Below are 17,693 nucleotides of genomic sequence, written 5' to 3'. Positions count from 1 at the left end.
CGCCAGAGGAAAATATGTTGCTACGCCTGTATTTACTTGTCGATGAGTCGCGTGCAGGCCTGTTTCGCAGAAGGGGGAAAAAGCAGCGAGAGGTGCGCTCCATTATTACCCAACAGATTCTGCCAGGCATTGGCTCCTCACTACCGGACGATTATTTACCAGAGCACTATCCGTGGTCCTTTGTGATTTCGTCACCCTCTTCGCGCGGACAGGATGCTTATAGCGGTGCTTTTATGCTGCGGCCAGGAAAAGGAGGGGAGCCATCGCTGGTCATTATTTACGGCGAGGCCCCGTGGCCGTGGCTGAAGAAAAATTTGCAGGACGAATATCCACTCACTTTTTGGGCATCAAGGATTTTAAACACCGTGCCTGATAGCGACGTGGCAGAGAAAAATTGGCGCCCGCTGTGGCAGTGGGTAAAAGCGCTAAGGCGGGCTTATTCGCCGTTCTGGGAGACGCTGTTACTGACGCCAGCCTGGCAATTCAAAAATCATTCTCAAGTGTTACTCAGGGAGGGGTCACAGGAAGATTATCACATTCGGAACCGTGATGGTGTTGAGGCTATGCCGTGGAAGAACTGGCCTGACTGTGTTGAGCAGGAGGCGGGTATCTGGATTTGGCGGCAAAGCCGGCACAGAAAAATAGTGGATTCTCAGAGGATCCCGTTACGACGCGCTGAGGCTAAACCGCCCGACGCATCCTTCTAAGTTATTGACAACGCATCGGGTGATTACATGTCACGCACTATTAGATTAAGCAGCCCGGCGATGCCTGTGCTGCTTGGGGAACCGGCGTTGGTTATCTCGAAGCTGGAGGGGGAAGAGTCGCTTTCTTCGCTCTACAGCTACGTGATTACCGCAAAGACGCCGGCTAACAGCCAAATACCCTGGCAGTCAGCTTCTAATGTCGATCTGAAGTCGCTGATTGGCAAAGAGATGACGGTTCATATTGAACTCGACGGGAATGGGCTGGGCGACGTTTACGGCATTGGCCAGGAGGTTCGTGAAATTTCCGGCATGGTTCAGCGCGCCCGCTATGTTGGCCGCGACGGATACCAGGCGCTGTATGAAATTATCATCCGCCCCTGGCTGCATCTCGCTGAACTGACGGCTGACTTTAAAATTTTCCAGCAAAAATCAGTGGTCAACATTATCGATGAGGTGCTGGGCGACTATAACTTTCCGTTTGAGAAACGGCTGGCCGGGAATTACCCGCTACTCGACTTCCAGGTCCAGTATGGCGAAACGGATTTCAATTTTATTGAACGCCTGATGGAAGAGTGGGGGATCTACTGGTTCTTCGAGCACAGCGGCGGCAGCCATAAGCTGATCCTCGTGGATAACGTAGGCGCGCACAAGCGGTTCTCCAGCGAGGCTTACCATGTAATCCAGTACGCCTCAGATCGCCCAAAAATGGATCAGGAATTTATTAATCAGTTCCATTTCCAGGAAACGATCACCTCCGGTAAATGGGTGACCAACGACTACGATTTTACTAAATCCCGCGCCGATATTATGGCGCTGGACAGTAAACCGCGGAAAACCAGCTTCAACCAGATGGAGATCTTCCACTGGCCGGGAGACTACGAGCAGCCGGATATTGGCGAGCAGCTCGCGCGCGTTCGTATGGAAGAGCGTGGGGCGTTAGGTTCCCGCTGTGAAGGTTCCGGTGAGCTACGCGGGATTGTTTGCGGCTGCGACTTTGAGCTCGTTAACTACCCCGTTGAAAAGGCTAACCGTGAGTACATGGTGCTGCGTAGCCACTTGCTGGTGGAGGAGATCGATCAGCTCTCTTCGCAGGATGAATTCCGCTATAGCTGTGACTTTACCGTTCAACCGACGACCAAGATTTATCGTCACCCGATGACGGTGACAAGGCCAAAAACCAGCGGTCCGCAAACCGCTATCGTGGTGGGCCCACCGGGGGAAGAGATCTGGACCGATGAGTATGGCAGGGTCAAGGTTCGTTTCCTTTGGGATCGCTACGGGAAAAACCGTGAATCGGACTCCTGCTGGCTGCGAGTGAGTCAGGCGTGGGCCGGAAACAACTTCGGTGGGATCTATATTCCCCGCATCGGCCACGAGGTCATTGTTGATTTTATCAATGGCGATCCTGACAGGCCGCTTATTACCGGTAGCCTCTATAACAACGTCACCATGCCGCCCTGGGATCTGCCGGTTAACGCCACCCAGAGTGGGCTGGTTAGCCGCACGTTAGGCGGCGGGCGCAGTAATTTTAACGGTATCCGTTTTGAGGATAAGCCGGGGCTGGAGCAGTACTGGGAGCAGGCTGAACGCAACATGAGCCGCCTGACGAAACAGAACGAAGACCAGACTATCGGCATGAACTCAAACGTGAATGTCGGCCTGACGCGCAACCTCTTTGTAGGGGGCAACTACATGTCTGACGTCATCGGGAACAGCAGCGCCATTATTGGGGCGGCGCTGGCTATCCAGGTGGGCGGCAGCCAGAGCGATAACGTTGCCGGGGCGAAAGGCATAAACGTCGGCGGCGCATTTATGACGGCCGTGGGCGGCTACCATTCGCTTTCCGTCGGGGGCGCACATCAGGTCAACGTTGGCGGATACCACTCGCTGGCGGTGGGCGGTGCGAGCACCATGGTGGCTGGGGGGGCGATGACGCTTTCCGCCGGCGGCGAGCTGGTGATTTCGGCGAAGAAAATCAAAATTGTCGGTTCAGACCAGGTGATTATCCAGGGCGGTGAAGTGGATATTAACCCGGGCGACTGCGGCGACAACTGCGGCGGCGGCGGCGGTGGCGGCGGTGGCGGCGGCATGATTGGCTTACCAGGCCTGCCTGCGATTACCGCGCTGTTTGGGGTGGCGATTCCACTACCGCCATTACCAATACCGCCGGGCCCACCGGGACCACCGGGACCACCAGGGCCTCCGGGACCACCAGGACCACCGGGGCCTCCAGGACCTCCGGGGCCAACGGAAGAACCGACGGAAGCACCAACGGAGACGCCGACGGAAGAACCGACGGAGACGCCAACGGAGACACCGACGGAAACGCCAACGGAGACGCCAACCGAGACGCCGACGGAGACGCCAACGGAGACGCCAACGGAGACGCCAACGGAGACGCCAACGGAGACGCCAACGGAGACGCCAACCGAGACGCCAACCGAGACGCCGACAGTGACACCGACGGAAACGCCGACCGAGACACCAACGGAAACGCCAACCGGAAGCGAAACAATAGAGCCTTAAAATTCAAATAATTACGGCGGTAGCCGGCTGGCCACCGCCTTGACTGTTTTCTTAAGGAGAGCGAACAATGCAAAACGCAGGACGAGTAGGGGATGTGACCGCACATGGAGGCGCATTATGCAGCGGTTCGGGTGACGTCTACATCAACGGATTGCCGGCGGCAATGGCCGGCGCGAGCGTCGCACCCTGTGCATTAGGGCACGGGGTTGCACCCGTGGCCACAGGTTCGGGATCGGTCTATATCAACGGACTGCCGGCCGCGCGCCTGGGGGACGTAACCGGCTGCGGCGCAGTTGTCGCAACCGGATCCGGCGATGTCTACATAGGCTGAAGCCGTGAATATTCACTTTGAATGGCCCGTTTCACGCTCGCCTGTCGCGCTGCCCAGAAGTTTGACGGCGGAGACTGCTCTCGTTTTCGATCTCGCCAGCGGCAGTTTCGGGATGCATAACGCCCATTCTGGGCTGGATGCCGTCATCTTTTACTGGCACCAGGCAAGGCCTGTGATGCTGAACCTTTGCCAGAGCCATGTTTGCCTGCTTGAAGGTAGCGAAGTGGAGTACGGGCGTTGCCAACCGCTGAGCAATAAAAACCAGCTACAGGTAGGGCACTTCAAACTGAGCTTTATCAGCAACGACAGTAATGACGTCGATGAACAAACGTTTTATCGGCTGATTTACCCCGGCGTCGCGTGGCAGTCGGCGGATAAGGTGCCTGAGGTAGAAGAGATTCTGCCTAACGGAGGGCATTATATCAATGACTTACGCTACTTTAATGACGTCATTCTCGCGCAGGATAACGGCAGCGATGTGCTGAAGACGCTGGAGGTTGAATACAAACGTTTTCTCATCTGGCGTGAGCAGGATGGCGGCTATTCAGGTGGTATGGCCCACGATGCCAACTACATCATCAAAACGGATCGTCGGTTTGATGATGTCAGGGAGCAAATCAAAGGCAAGACGCTGACCGAGTGCATCGTCGCCAATGATTTTCTGATGGAAAAGGTGTGGCCTGAGCTGGAGCGCGGCGAAATGGCGGAGGAGATCTTCAGCGAAGAGGAAAAAACCGATTTGCTGCTTGCCCTGTCGCCGGAGCACATCGCGGCTAAAGGAAAAACTACGGTCCCTGAGCTGGTGTTTCAGGACTTTTATAAAGTCGGCCTGGACTCTTATTACTAATCTAAGGAATTGTCATGATGCAGGATTTTACTTCTCTTACCCAGGCGCTAAAAAACGCGTCATTGAATGAACTGTTAGAGCAGGCGCTGGCCGAGGTTAAAGCGAATCCACAGGATCTTAAAACCCGTGAAGTGCTGTTTAAGCTCTATTGCGTCGAGGGGATCTGGGATAAGGCGCTCTTGCAGCTGCAAACCCTGGCGCTGCTGGATGATGCACTTCATAAGCAGACTGAGCTGTACAAAAATCTGGTGTTCAGCGAAATGCAGCGCCAGCAGGTGTTAACCGGCGAGCGGCAGGCCGCGACGCTGCAGGGGGAAATGCCGTCATGGATGGAAAAATTACATCAGGCGAACGTAGAGCACTATCGGGGTGATACGCAGCAGGCCGAGCTTCACCGCATTGAGGCGTTTGAGCTTGCGCCGGAAAGTCAGGGGAAAAGCGATACGCTGGGAGCGTTCAGCTGGATCGCGGATAGCGATGGTCGTCTGGGGCCCATCTGTGAGTTCATTTGTGCCGGAGGCTACCGCTGGCTGCCATTCTCCTGCATCCAGACGCTCAGCGTTTCCACTCCTGGCGATGTGCTTGATTTGATTTGGCTGCCGGCTACCCTCAAGGTGGCCGATGAGGTCTATCACGGGTATATTCCAGCCCGCTATCCTGCGGAACAACAGGACGATCAGCAAAGTAAGCTGGGGCTGAAAACGGAGTGGGTTGCGCTGTCTGAAAACCTTTCGGCGGGTGCCGGGCGTAAAGTCCTGGTGACCGATGTTAGCGATCATTCAATTATGGAAGTTGGCGACATTGTTTTCGAATAATCCCTCAGAACGAAAGCAGCAATATCTCCCCACGCTGCTGCAGCGCCTGCAGGACGATGAGCCAAAAAGTCCTCACGATCGCATGAGATTAATAGACATTAAGGGAATGCGTAATCTGGTGCAAAAAGAGATAGTTGACCTGATTAATCATACCAATATTGAAGACCGACTGAATGAGCAGCGGCATAAGCTAATTATGGCCTCTGTGCTGAATTATGGCGTACCGGCGTTGATTGGCACGCAGGAAAATCATAAGAACTGGGGCGTTATCGAGAAAACGATTCGTAACACTATTTTACGTTTTGAACCAAGAATAATTCCTGAAACACTTTTAGTTCGCTCATTACAGGATAAGGAGGGGGTTGCGAGGTATGCCGTTATACCGTTCGAGATCCGCGGGCTTATATACTGGCACCCCAGGCCCGTGGATTTATGTATGAGCGGTCGCTATGACTTTGAATCTGAAAAAGTCGATTTGAAGTTGCTATAAACGCATCACAGATTTACTCTTTGGGGTATGCTCATTTCTGGGTATTACTCTCTTTAAGAAATGCGGTCGGGCTTTTTTCCTGGCCGCTAGTCTCAAAATATCCCTATGGGATAATCCTCCCTTCTTACGGCGAAATAAATTGCTGCGCATTGTATTAATGTGCGCGGCAATATCCGTGTAAGTTAGTTTAAAAAACTATATTCCACCTAATTTTATGGATGATAGTATCGAAAAATAGCGTCTTGATGATATATTTGATCGTTTTATCTGTTGAGGGTAAACTTGACACCGACAGTCAGGGAAGCCCACAGCCAAGAATAAGGGAGATTTTCATCCTTCCTCGTTATTTTTTTTTGCGTCTCGTTAAAATTAGTCTCTATCTCTGGTTTTTTTAATCTTATGGGCTGTTTTTCTATTTTTAACAGTATGTTAGCTTAAACGTTCTCATCTGCTTATGGAGGGTAATATTTAAGGAAAGCATTACATCAGGGGCCGGATAGGTTTTGTCTGAATGACTAAACTGACCATAAGTTGTTTCTATTCACTCACTTTGTCTTTTTTGGCAAGCATTTCGTATGCCCTGGAGTAGCTGCAACTTGGATGGGAATCGCAACACATGGGTGTGAAATATGTTGAACATATTATTAATGGATTCTAACTATTACCAGACATCGGGATTGAGCCTCTTAATCACTAACCAACTTGCAGAAGAAAGCCTCGGCGAAGTCTGCTTTTTATTGCCATCCGAAGAAAAGAGCTATGACATTGCGAACATTATCTTTCAGGATGACAGAGTAACGATTCAAATTAATAATCAACAAAATAAGGATGCTTCGTTTGATGGCGATCGTAAAGAGAATGAGAGAATAATTGTCCATGTTCCATTTTTAACCAGAAACCAAACTCTTAACGACATATCGATGAAGATCGGCAAGATACTTGCGATTGCCCGTTCGGATTATAATTTACTCATCAACAAGGAAGAAGCCTATTGGAGTCTTGGGCTAAAAAAATATGCTCAACTTTCAGATACTGAAAACAATGTAATGATTTTGATTGGTCGGGGATACAACAGTGACGATATCTCAAGGATCCTTAACCGCTCAAGAAAAACGATCAGCACGCATTATCGTAACGCCAGCCGAAAGATGGGAGTTGCAAATAGAGCTGAATTTTATCGGTTCGCATCATTTATTGCCAGGTGCGGGCGAGATGAAAGAAATACCCTTTGCCTTTGAGGCAATGTTCAACTTAAAAGGATTTTATAATGAAGTATAAAATATACATCAAATGGAGATTAAGCACGATATTGCCCAGACGGCTATGTATTTTAAGCGTATTGGCGGCTTCCTGCTCATCCGCGTGGGCTGCTAACAATGACACGATCAGGATCGATGGCGGCAATAGCACCCTAACCAATACGACAATGAATAACGATGTCACGGGCAGTTTTATTGTACAGGCGCGCAATAATGCGACGGTGACGGCTTCCCAGTTGATTCTCAATAGCTCCGGAAAAAACGGGGGGCGGCGCCTGGATCGATAACAGCACCTTTAACGTGCAGGACTTGCAGGTTAACGCCACAGGCAAGGGTGGCAGCGGTGTTTACTTTGCCAATAATAGCAGCGGAACATTAGATAAATTTAATATTACCGGGCTGGACAATGCGCTCGGGCTGGTGCTGGATGGCTACTGGACCGCCAACCAGGGGCAGGCGGTGGTGCAGGCCTCCAACGGAACTATCGAAACCCAGGGCGGAGACGCTATCAGAGTGATGGCCGGAGACCTTATCCTGAATAACGTTTCTGCCAGTACCCAGGGCGACCACAGCTACGCCGTAAACGCGAATTTGGCGGCCAACATTGCCATTGAAGGCGGCACTTTCAGTACCGAAGGCGATTACAGTGATGCCGTCTGGATAGCCTCCCGTGACTCCTCCGTTAAGATGAATACCTCGCAGATCTCCACAAAAGGAGACAGCGCTATCGCAATTAATGCGCAACGTGGTGAGGCTGACATCAGTGACAGTAAGATTCAAACCGAAGGGGAGAACGCCTACGGCCTGTACAGTGAGTACCTGGTTAAAGGCGACAACCTATCTGTCACCACCAGCGGGAAAGGCAGTGCGGGAATGTTCACCGCGCGCGGGGGGAAAGGCACCCTAACGAATAGCCATCTCTCTACCCAGGGCGAGCTGGCGCCGGGGCTGCTGGCTTATCCTAATGCGCAAATTAGTGCAGATAATGTCCAGATCGAGACGGCGGGGAAAGAGAGCTTCGGGCTCTGGAGCCAGGGGGGCATGCTTGACGTCAGGAACAGCACGATCTCCACGGCCGGGGAGGGCGCGAGCGGCCTTTATGTGAACGGTAGCTCGTCGTCGACGGCAACCAGCAACACGGTGGGACTGGAGAATGTGGTGCTTAACGCCGCCCAGGCTCAGGCGATTGACGTCACGGCGACCGAGCTGCTGCTGAACGTCAAGGATTCTGACCTTAGCGGTGGAAACGGTCAGTTAATGACGGTGGAGCACTATGATGACGGAGCCAGCGGCGACAATAACATTTACAGCACGGTGACATTCAATGCCGCCAACAGCGCGCTGAAAGGCGACATCCTGGTGGATGACCCGGCAAATAACGTGGCGGTAAATCTGACCGAAGGCTCAGTGCTGACGGGATCCGTTACCAACGCAGCTTCGCTGATGCTTGATGAGAGCAGCCGCTGGAACCTCAATAACCTCTCTACGGTTGGGCAACTGACCAACAACGGCACGATAATTTTTGCCGACGAGAACAAATTTGACACCCTGACCGTGGCAGGCGATTACGCCGGTGACGGCGGCCATATTGTCATGAACAGCGTGCTGGGCGATGACAGCTCTCCGGCGAATAAACTGCTTGTGCAGGGCGACGTTCTGCCCGGTACCACGCAGGTCACCGTCAATAATCTTGGCGGGCATGGCGCCAGCACCGTGGAAGGCATCGAGCTTGTGGACGTTCAGGGAATCTCGCAGGGGAGCTTTGTAAAGGCGGGGCGTATTGTGGCGGGAGCCTACGATTACGATCTGGTCAAGAAAAACGAGAGCTGGTACCTCACCAGCCAGGCTACCCCGGTGGATCCACAGCCGACACCAGAACCGACACCTGACCCGAAAGTTGAACCGATCGTTCGTCCCGAAGGCGGCAGCTACACGGCTAACCTCGCGGCAGCGAATAACCTGTTTATGATGACGCTGCACGACAGGCTTGGCGAGACGCAGTTTATTGATGCGCTTACCGGCCAGCACGAAGTCACCAGCCTTTGGCTGCGTCAGGTCGGCGGTCACAACGCCTGGCGTGACGGCAGCGGCCAGTTAAAAACACAAAGTAATCGTTACATGACGCAGATGGGGGGCGACGTGGCTCGCTGGAGCACCGACGGCACCGACCGCTGGCATGTTGGGGTTATGGCAGGTTATGGGAAAGACCACAGCACGACGGAGAGCAGGCTGAGCGGCTATCGTTCGAAAGGGGACGTGGATGGCTACAGCATTGGCGGCTACGGCACGTGGTACGCCAACAATGAAGAGCACACCGGGGCCTGGCTGGACAGCTGGCTTCAGTATGGCTGGTTTAATAATGAAGTGAAGGGCGACAGCCTGGCGACGGAGTCTTACAAATCGCACGGTATAACCGCATCGCTGGAAGCCGGATATGCCTGGAAGCTGGGGCAGTTCTGGGGTAGCCACGGCACCGTCAACGAGTGGTTTGTGCAGCCACACGCGCAGGTCGTCTGGATGGGCGTTCGCGCAGATAAACATCAGGAAGCTAACGGCACCCGCGTCCGTCAGGAAGGCGATGGCAACGTGCTGACGCGTCTGGGCGTCAAAACCTGGCTGAAAAGCCATCACGCAAGCGATGCCGACAAGCAACGTGAGTTCCAGCCTTTTGTTGAAGTGAACTGGCTGCACAATACGCGCAGTTTCTCGACGACACTGGATGATGTTCGCGTTAGCCAGAATGGTGCCACCAACATTGCAGAAGCCAAAGTCGGGCTCGAAGGGCAAATCAGCTCTCGGGTCAATCTGTGGGGCAATATTGGCGTGCAGATGGGTGACGCGGGTTACCAGGATGCTGCCGCGATGTTTGGTATGAAATACAATTTTTAAGCTCTTAAGTGCGGGCAGGCACACGCCTGCCCGCACTGCTTCTCAGGGCTGAGGTGACGATGGATATGAAAATTGTTGCAAAGGAATGTTTTTATCTGCATGGGTTACTGGCGTTATTAGAAAGGATGCATCTTGATTATACCGAATGGGGTATTTGGGTCGCCGGGCAGCGTTTTATCCCCTTTTTTATTTTTACGGATAATAATGCCCAGGCGCTCTACAAAAGCGCGTTCCAACATAACGTCTTATCGCCTTCAATTATGTTTTGTTCTGACAGGGCGAGGACGTTTCTCCAGGATATCTGGTTTAGAGAAGAAATTTATTTTATTTCGCTAAGCGACGATTGTTATACCATCAGCGGGAAGATCAATTCGGCGATTGAGAGAGTGCTGAATCCCAAAAGGCAGCGTATCGTCCCCTCTTGCCCGTACATCCGCTTAGACTGTGATGAGGTGAACGTCATTCGTTTCTTACTGAAAGGCTACAAACCTTCCATGATTTCATCCTCCCTCAACATGACCATTCGGCAGATTAGCCTGCATAAGCGTTCAGCGATGCGTAAACTGCAGGTCAAAAGCTTTGTTGAGCTCTATTTTAAAGTTAAGTTATTAGATCATATGATCTGAACTTATATTTCCATGATGAGTTAACCTGCCATATTCTTTTTGAGAACCTTACCCTTGAGTGAATGCTATGAGCCTGAAAATCCGTGCAGCAACGCTGCAAGATGCGCCTCTTTTGTCGGCCCTGGGGAGCAGAAGCTATCGTTATCACTTTGAACGGTTTTGGGTTTCAGCCGATGAACTTCAGGCCTTTATTGAACACGAGTACGCTCTGCATACGCTGGAAGAAAGCCTTGCGGATCCTGTGGTCAGCTGGTTTATTGCCGAGGCTGAAAGGCCCGTAGGGTTTGCCAAAATCAGCTGGAACCGCCCGGTTCCGGAACATTCGTTTTCCGGTGCTTTGCTTAACAAGCTCTACCTTTCCCCCGGTGAGACAGGCAAAAACTATGGCCTGCTGCTTTTTGAAGAACTCCTTCAACTGGCGCAGAAACGAGAGCAGAATTACCTGTGGCTGGAAGTGCTGGAGGGCAACGATGGCGCAAGACGTTTTTACCAGTCCCTTGGCATGAGCCACTTAACAAGCGAAACGTTTTCCAGCGCGACGCAAACCAGCACTCTGCATATTCTCGGAAAGAGTCTCTAAACGCGATGAAATCAGGTCTTCGGTCTGCTTTTTTACTTGCCGCACTTAGCCTGCCCGCAGCGGCCATTGCCACACCGAACGTTCAGGTTGGTTTTTCGCCGGAAGGCTCGACTCGGACGCTGGTGCTGCAGGTTATCGACGGGGCGCACAAGTCTATCCGCATGATAGCCTACTCTTTCCAGGCCCCGGATATTGCTCAGGCTCTGGTGGATGCGGAAAAGCGAGGTGTTGAGGTGCGCGTGGTGGTGGATAAAAAGCGCAATCAGAACAAGGCCAGCCTGAAAGCGATGAGCTTTGCCGCCTCAAACGGCGTCCAGCTTCGCATCGACGGGCACTATCATATTCAGCATGACAAAACGATTATCGTCGATGAGCAAACCGTTGAAACTGGGTCGTTTAATTACGCGCCCTCTGCGGAAACCGAAAACAGCGAAAACGTGGTGGTGCTAAGCAATATGCCGGACATCGCCAGTCAGTATGTCGCCCACTGGCAAAGCCGCTGGGATTTGGGGGTTCCTTTTAAGTTAACTCCATGATTTCCTTTATAAGAAAGGTGAATTTTTCAAGGTTCCTTACCAGTATAAAAACAGGCTTAGCATAGGATATTTCCCTTTCTAAGGCAGAGCCTAATGGAAGCGTAGGATGCGTTAACGTTTGAATTTAAGGAGTATGGCTGCGACCCAGGCAGCGATTCCGCCAAACAGAGCCTGAGGTTACGCTTGGAAAAATAGCTGAAGAAGCTCCTCATACATTACTCTTTGTTACTCACTGTGCGGTTACCTTTCTGCTGATGAATGCCGGATACCCTGCTGGTGGCGTTGATGGGATGGTTTGACCCATGACCAGGATAGCATCCTGCGGTTGATTTCATTATTTGTTATGTTATAACGTTGCCTTTTCGTGTAAGGAATACACAAGGGGAACATGATGATTATGAAGAAATCGGCATTTATTCTGGGGATGGGCGTTTTGCTGGCGGGGCATCAGGCGCTGGCGCACGGCCATCATCACGGCAAACCGCTGACGGAAGTGGAGCAAAAGGCGAGTGAAGGGATCTTTGACGACGTGAACGTGAAAGATCGTGCGCTTTCCGACTGGGATGGCGTCTGGCAGTCGGTCAATCCCTATCTGTTGAGCGGCGATCTGGATCCGGTGCTTGAGAAAAAAGCCAAAAAAAGCGGTAAAAGCCTGGAAGAGTACCGGGCATATTATCAGAAGGGCTATGCGACAAACGTTGAAACCATCGGCATTGAAAATAATGTGATTGAGTTTCACGTTGGCAAAGAGGTCCAGCGCTGCCGCTACGACTATGCGGGACACAAAATCCTGACCTACACCTCGGGAAAGAAGGGCGTTCGCTATCTGTTTGAATGCAAAGACGCGCAGTCAAAAGCGCCGAAGTTCGTGCAGTTTAGCGACCACGTTATCGCCCCGCGCCAGTCTCAGCACTTCCATATCTTTATGGGCAGCGAATCTCAGGATGCCCTGCTGAAAGAGATGGATAACTGGCCAACATTTTACCCATACAACATGACCAAAGCTCAGGTTGTTGACGAGATGCTGCATCACTAACAAAGTAAAAGGGCGGCCCGTTGGCCGCCTTAATGCTTAGAACAGGTAGCGAGTGCCAAGGGTGAATTCGCTGGAGGCCAGACGAGCCTTCATCTGCTCGTCCTTCAGGCCGCGCACGTTGCCAAAGGTGTTATAGCCGCTTTCCACTTTTCCCATATCGACATAGCGGTAGCCGATATCGATGCTCAGGCGGTCGACTGGCGAGTAGCTAATGCCCGCGCCCAGAGAATAAGCGAGGTTGTTTTGCGTGCTGTCGGCATACTCACGCGCGGTGTTACCCTGCCAGCCGCCGGCTTTTACTTTTGCAATGCCCACGCCCGCGGTGCCAAACAGCGACACGCCGTAGCCGAGATCGTAGTCGCGATAAACGTTAAGCATCAAACGTTCGGTGTTCAGCTTCAGGTGGTTGAAGCTTGTCGGGAATGCGGTAGAGCCGCTGGTAAACTCTGTTTTCTGGCGGAAGGTGTATTCTCCTTCGGTACGCCAGCCGTTACCGTACTGGTAACCCGCCGCCAGAGAAGCGCCGCCGAGCCTGTCTTTTTCTTTGCCGTCAACAAACTGGCCGACGCCGGGGCGGCTGCTGGTGTCCTGGTCGCTGGCGCGCTGTTCGCTGTGTACGTATTTTGCCGAAGCGTAATAGCCTTCATCGCTGGTGGCCGCAGCGGCGTGACCCGCGCTCAGCAAAAGTGCCAGCGCCAGTAAACCTGTCTTGTGATGCATGTCCTGCTCCTTGTTGTGTTATTCCGCGTTCAGCTCTTTATCAATGCTTTTCAACCCTTCCAGCGCGCAAGCTTGATCCAGATGGCCGCCCGGTGCGCCACCCACGCCGACAGCGCCAATCACCTGTTCACCGGACTTCACCGGCACGCCGCCTGCCAGCAGCAGGAAGCCAGGAATATCACGCATATTTGCTGCACCCGCGTTGGACTGCGATCCTTTCATCACGTTGTCGGTTGGGTTTTTGGTGGTCAGCGAGGTGTAGGCCTTCATGCGGCTGGCTTCCACGGTGTGCGGCCCGGCGTTATCCATGCGCTTCATTACCAGCGGCGTGCCGGCGCGGTCGACCACGGTGACCGCCACGTTGTAGTTATCTTTGGCGCAAACCTGAAGGACGCTTTGCGCCAGCTTATCAGCGAGCTCAAGGGAGAGGTTTTTCTGGCTCAGCACGCCGGTGGCGGCGCTGGCAGTGGAGACGAAGCCGCCCAGCAGCAGGGCGCTTAACAGAAGACGTTTCATGATATTGCTCCAGAGTAGTTTGCTATGGGGCAATACTATGAAACGAGGGAATAGCGGAAAATTGGCGCGAATACCTAACTTTCCAGGTAGTTTTACTTAGGCTCTCTGGCGATATCGCCGTAGGTTTTTAGCAGCTTAGGCAGAGAGTTCACTTCCAGTTTTGTGAATATATTGGCGCGGTGAGCCTCAACGGTGCGGGGCGAGAGGGAGCACTGCCGGGCAATTTCCTTGCTGGAGTACCCCTGGAGCAGCTGCTCCAGCATCTCTTTTTCGCGTACGGTAAGCGTCGCCAGCTTCTCCTGCAGCGGCTGCCATTTCTGCCGTGCCTCCAGCTGCGCTTTTTGCTTTTCCATCGCAGCGCCAACGACCTCGAACAGCTGGTCGGCATCAACGGGTTTGGTCAGAAACTCAAAGGCACCGTTCTTAAAGGCCCGACGACAAAGGTCGATATTGCCGTGCCCGGTCATGATGATCACCGGCAGCGTTAACCCTCGCTGCGTCCACTCTTCAAGCAGCGTTAGCCCGGTTTTACCCGGCATTCGGATATCGAGCAGCATGCAGCCATCGAGCTGGCTGAGGTCACCTGCATGTTGCTGAAAGGCCTGGGCGCTCTCAAAGGCGTGAGCCTGCCAGCCGACGGTAGAAAGCAGGAGGCTTAGCGAGTCGCGAATGGCGGCGTCGTCATCAATAAGCCAGATACGCGGCTCCATTATGTCTCCTCATCCTTAAGTGGGAACCAAAGGCGGAAACAGGCGCCGCCTCCCGGAGTGTTGCTGGCTTCAATCGTGCCGTTAAGCCGCTGTACCAGCGTGTCAGCGAGCGCCATTCCAAGTCCGACGCCTTGTGCGCGGGTAGTGAAAAATGGAATAAAGACCTGCTCCAGCGCCTCGGGAGAAAGCCCTGGCCCGCCGTCGGTTAGCGTCAGCACAACGCCGTTATTTTCGGTCCTGGCGTCGAGATGTATCCAGCCTGTGCCGCCGGTTTGCGCCTGAATCGCGTTGCTGGCGATATTATGCAGGATCTGCTCCACCCAAAGCGGAGGGGCGAACAGCGTCGGCAGGTCATCAGTAAAGCGGCTGGTCGCGCGGATTTTGCCGCTGCTCAGCTCGTTATCCAGCAGTTTGCATACGCGCTGCCAGAGCGGCTGAAGTTCAACCTGCTGGTACTCGGCGCGTTCGCTGGTGAGTTTCTGGCGGAACTGGCTGAGCAGGGCGTCGATTCGTTTTATCTGTAGCACGGAGGCGTCCAGCAGGTCGGGGACCTGGGCCGTGCTCTCCTGCTTGATCAGCCTTACCGCCGCCTGGTTGTAGCTCATAATGGCGGTTAGCGGCTGATTTAGCTCATGCACCATGCCTGCCGCCAGTTCGCCCATGGTATTGAGGCGAGTCAGTTCGGCGTAGCGGGCGCGCAGGTCGGCAATATCCCGGCGGCGTTTGTTGGCCCGGTATTGCGTCAGCAGATAGATCGCCAGCGCCCAGAAAAGCGCAGGAGAGACGATAAGCCACCAGGGCAGCTTCGCCCACTCCGGGCTGTCGCTGGCGGAGACCAAAAACGGCTGTGTCGGGCTGGCTACCGTTTTATCCCATTGCCAGTAGCCTGCTGCGGCAGAACCTTGCTCGCAAAGGAGCGTCTTATTCCAGCTGAGGGCAAGGTGTTTGAAAATCTTTTTCTCCCCAAGCGTGTCGAGCAGCGTGGTTAAATCAATCAGCAGCGAAAGGTTGGGGCGGTTTAGCCAGTAACGTCCATTCGCCTCCGGCACAATTGCCAGACGAGGCTCCGGGTTGTGGTGTCGGCGCCACTCAACGATCTGCGGCAGAATATGCTGTACCTCAACGGCGCTCTGGCTATCGGGCAGCAGGGGGATGATGGCATCGTGCTGGGAGAGTTTTACCGTGATTTCTCGGTAAAGGATGCGAAAGTCGGCAGATTTCTCTTCGTATTGCTGCTGCAAAAACCAGGCACCCAGCCCCGCGCAGCTAAGCAGCGTGAGCAGTAACCAGCTGATTATCCTTAACATGCGGAGTCCTTTGTTGGCGTCTGGTGGAAACGTGTGCCTCAGTATGGCGTAACTTGCAGGCGAAAAAAAGCGAGCGCCTGAGCGCTCGCCTGGTGGACAGCATCTAGAGAAATCAGTGCTTGTTACAGCCTGCGCACTGTTTGTTCTGAATCTGCTGGAAGAAGTCATTGCCTTTGTCATCCACCAGGATAAACGCCGGGAAGTCTTCCACTTCAATCTTCCAGATGGCTTCCATACCCAGCTCCGGGTACTCCACCAGTTCAAGGCTCTTGATGCTGTTTTGCGCCAGCACTGCTGCCGGGCCGCCGATGCTGCCGAGGTAGAAGCCGCCATGTTTGTGGCAGGCGTCCGTCACCTGCTGGCTACGGTTGCCTTTCGCGAGCATGATCATGCTGCCGCCGTTGGCCTGCAGCTGATCCACGTAGGAGTCCATGCGGCCTGCGGTGGTTGGGCCGAGGGAGCCGGAGGCATAACCTTCAGGCGTCTTAGCCGGGCCTGCGTAGTAGATCGGATGATCTTTCACGTACTGCGGCAGCTGCTCGCCGTTGTCCAGGCGCTCTTTAAGCTTCGCGTGGGCAATGTCACGCGCCACGATGATGGTGCCGCTGAGCGACAGGCGGGTGGAGACCGGGAAGTCTGACAGCTGGGCGAGGATCTCTTTCATCGGGCGGTTAAGGTTCACTTTCACCGCTTCACCTTCACCGGCCTGACGCAGTTCTTCCGGAATGTATTTACCCGGGTTGCTTTCCAGCTTCTCAATCCAGATGCCGTCTTTGTTGATTTTTGCCTTGATGTTGCGGTCTGCGGAGCAGGAGACGCCCATGCCGATCGGGCAGGATGCGCCGTGGCGCGGCAGGCGAACCACGCGGATATCATGCGCGAAGTATTTGCCGCCAAACTGTGCGCCCAGGCCAAGCTTCTGCGACTCTTCCAGCAGTTCCTGCTCAAGCTGAATGTCACGGAACGCCTGGCCGTGCTCGTTCCCTTCGGTTGGCAGACCGTCGTAGTAGTGGGTAGACGCTAGCTTCACGGTTTTCAGCGTAGATTCTGCAGAGGTGCCGCCGATAACAAACGCCACGTGATACGGCGGGCAGGCTGCGGTGCCGAGGGTGCGCATTTTATCAACCAGATATGCCTTCAGCTTCGCCGGGGTAATCAGCGCTTTGGTTTCCTGGTAGAGGTAGGTTTTGTTGGCCGAGCCGCCGCCTTTAGCGACGCACAGGAATTTGTATTCGTCGCCGTCCACGCTGTAGAGGTCAATTTGTGCAGGCAGGTTGGTGCCGGTGTTCACCTCTTTGTACATATCCAGCGCGGCGTTCTGAGAGTAGCGCAGGTTATCTTCGATATAGGTGTTGTAGACGCCCTGAGACAGCGCTGCCTCATCGCCGCCGCCGGTCCAGACGCGCTGGCCTTTTTTACCCATGATGATGGCGGTGCCGGTGTCCTGGCAGGTGGGCAGAATGCCTTTCGCCGAGATTTCGGAGTTGCGCAGGAACTGCAGCGCGACGTATTTGTCGTTTTCGCTGGCTTCCGGGTCGCTAAGGATATTCGCAACCTGCTGCTGGTGGGCCGGGCGCAGCATAAACGCCGCATCGTGAAACGCCTGCTGTGCCAGCAGGGTCAGCGCCTGAGGCTCTACCTTAAGCACGGATTGGCCTTCAAATTCGCTGACGGAAACGTGGTCGCGGGTTAACAGGTAGTATTCGGTATCGTCATGCGCCAGCGGGAAGGGATTCTGGTAAACAAAAGGTTTGTTCGACATAGCTCGTTACTCCATAAAAATAAACCGCCGGAGGTT

18 protein-coding genes are annotated in these 17,693 nt (G+C 53.8%); 13 read left to right on the top strand and 5 right to left on the bottom strand.

What is annotated here, in order from left to right:
• Positions 1-14 precede the first annotated feature (14 nt).
• From EL098_RS17670 to zinT, 13 genes are all read left to right on the top strand, one after another.
• A complete protein-coding gene (locus EL098_RS17670) occupies positions 15-707 on the top strand; it encodes a T6SS protein Cts1T (RefSeq protein WP_126357395.1) in 693 nt (230 codons plus the stop codon).
• A gap of 60 nt (positions 708-767) precedes the next feature.
• Positions 768-3,233, top strand: coding sequence for a type VI secretion system Vgr family protein (locus EL098_RS17665; protein ID WP_126358500.1), 2,466 nt, complete (start codon positions 768-770; stop codon positions 3,231-3,233).
• A 67-nt stretch (positions 3,234-3,300) separates the two neighbouring features.
• Positions 3,301-3,564: a PAAR domain-containing protein gene (locus EL098_RS17660; RefSeq protein ID WP_126357394.1), complete on the top strand. Its 264-nt coding sequence runs from the start codon at positions 3,301-3,303 to the stop codon at positions 3,562-3,564.
• Between the two features lie 4 nt (positions 3,565-3,568).
• Positions 3,569-4,411: a TagK domain-containing protein gene (locus tag EL098_RS17655; protein ID WP_126357393.1), complete on the top strand. Its 843-nt coding sequence runs from the start codon at positions 3,569-3,571 to the stop codon at positions 4,409-4,411.
• Positions 4,412-4,425: 14 nt separating this feature from the next.
• A complete protein-coding gene (locus EL098_RS17650; protein ID WP_126357392.1) occupies positions 4,426-5,226 on the top strand; it encodes a type VI secretion system accessory protein TagJ in 801 nt (266 codons plus the stop codon).
• The gene (locus EL098_RS17645; RefSeq protein ID WP_164716903.1) at positions 5,177-5,716 is read left to right on the top strand and encodes a type VI secretion system baseplate subunit TssE; all 540 of its coding nucleotides are present in this window, start codon (positions 5,177-5,179) and stop codon (positions 5,714-5,716) included. The genes EL098_RS17650 and EL098_RS17645 overlap by 50 nt, the downstream gene beginning before the upstream one ends.
• Positions 5,717-6,345: 629 nt before the next feature.
• Positions 6,346-6,954 (top strand): helix-turn-helix transcriptional regulator, encoded by a 609-nt coding sequence (locus tag EL098_RS17640; RefSeq protein ID WP_126357391.1) that lies wholly within the window; start codon positions 6,346-6,348, stop codon positions 6,952-6,954.
• 29 nt (positions 6,955-6,983) lie between these two features.
• Positions 6,984-7,262: a hypothetical protein gene (locus EL098_RS23600; RefSeq protein ID WP_232012242.1), complete on the top strand. Its 279-nt coding sequence runs from the start codon at positions 6,984-6,986 to the stop codon at positions 7,260-7,262.
• A 13-nt stretch (positions 7,263-7,275) separates the two neighbouring features.
• Complete coding sequence (locus EL098_RS17635; RefSeq protein WP_232012241.1) at positions 7,276-9,864, top strand: autotransporter outer membrane beta-barrel domain-containing protein; 2,589 nt, start codon at positions 7,276-7,278, stop codon at positions 9,862-9,864.
• Positions 9,865-9,929: 65 nt separating this feature from the next.
• The gene (locus tag EL098_RS17630) at positions 9,930-10,490 is read left to right on the top strand and encodes a helix-turn-helix transcriptional regulator (RefSeq protein ID WP_164716901.1); all 561 of its coding nucleotides are present in this window, start codon (positions 9,930-9,932) and stop codon (positions 10,488-10,490) included.
• Positions 10,491-10,557: 67 nt separating this feature from the next.
• Positions 10,558-11,070, top strand: a complete 513-nt coding sequence (locus tag EL098_RS17625; RefSeq protein WP_126357389.1) for a GNAT family N-acetyltransferase — start codon at positions 10,558-10,560, stop codon at positions 11,068-11,070.
• A gap of 5 nt (positions 11,071-11,075) precedes the next feature.
• The gene (locus tag EL098_RS17620; protein WP_126357388.1) at positions 11,076-11,606 is read left to right on the top strand and encodes a phospholipase D family nuclease; all 531 of its coding nucleotides are present in this window, start codon (positions 11,076-11,078) and stop codon (positions 11,604-11,606) included.
• Between the two features lie 391 nt (positions 11,607-11,997).
• Positions 11,998-12,642, top strand: coding sequence for a metal-binding protein ZinT (gene zinT, locus EL098_RS17615; RefSeq protein ID WP_126358498.1), 645 nt, complete (start codon positions 11,998-12,000; stop codon positions 12,640-12,642).
• Positions 12,643-12,678: 36 nt separating this feature from the next.
• Here the strand turns inward: zinT and EL098_RS17610 are convergent, their stop codons facing one another.
• From EL098_RS17610 to fumA, 5 genes are all read right to left on the bottom strand, one after another.
• Positions 12,679-13,362, bottom strand: a complete 684-nt coding sequence (locus EL098_RS17610; protein ID WP_126357387.1) for an outer membrane protein — start codon at positions 13,360-13,362, stop codon at positions 12,679-12,681.
• Between the two features lie 18 nt (positions 13,363-13,380).
• A complete protein-coding gene (locus EL098_RS17605; protein WP_126357386.1) occupies positions 13,381-13,878 on the bottom strand; it encodes a GlcG/HbpS family heme-binding protein in 498 nt (165 codons plus the stop codon).
• Positions 13,879-13,970: 92 nt separating this feature from the next.
• Entirely contained in the window at positions 13,971-14,588 is a 618-nt protein-coding gene (locus EL098_RS17600; RefSeq protein ID WP_126357385.1) for a response regulator transcription factor, read from the bottom strand.
• Complete coding sequence (locus EL098_RS17595) at positions 14,588-15,895, bottom strand: sensor histidine kinase (protein ID WP_126357384.1); 1,308 nt, start codon at positions 15,893-15,895, stop codon at positions 14,588-14,590. Before EL098_RS17595 ends, EL098_RS17600 begins: the two co-directional genes overlap by 1 nt.
• Positions 15,896-16,007: 112 nt before the next feature.
• On the bottom strand, positions 16,008-17,657 hold the full coding sequence (gene fumA, locus EL098_RS17590) for a class I fumarate hydratase FumA (RefSeq protein ID WP_126357383.1): 1,650 nt from the start codon (positions 17,655-17,657) through the stop codon (positions 16,008-16,010).
• Positions 17,658-17,693 lie beyond the last annotated feature (36 nt).

Source organism: Cedecea lapagei, assembly GCF_900635955.1.
Lineage (GTDB): Bacteria > Pseudomonadota > Gammaproteobacteria > Enterobacterales > Enterobacteriaceae > Cedecea > Cedecea lapagei.
Note: the sequence above shows the minus strand (reverse complement) of the source record. Positions and strands in the feature narration are given on the sequence as shown.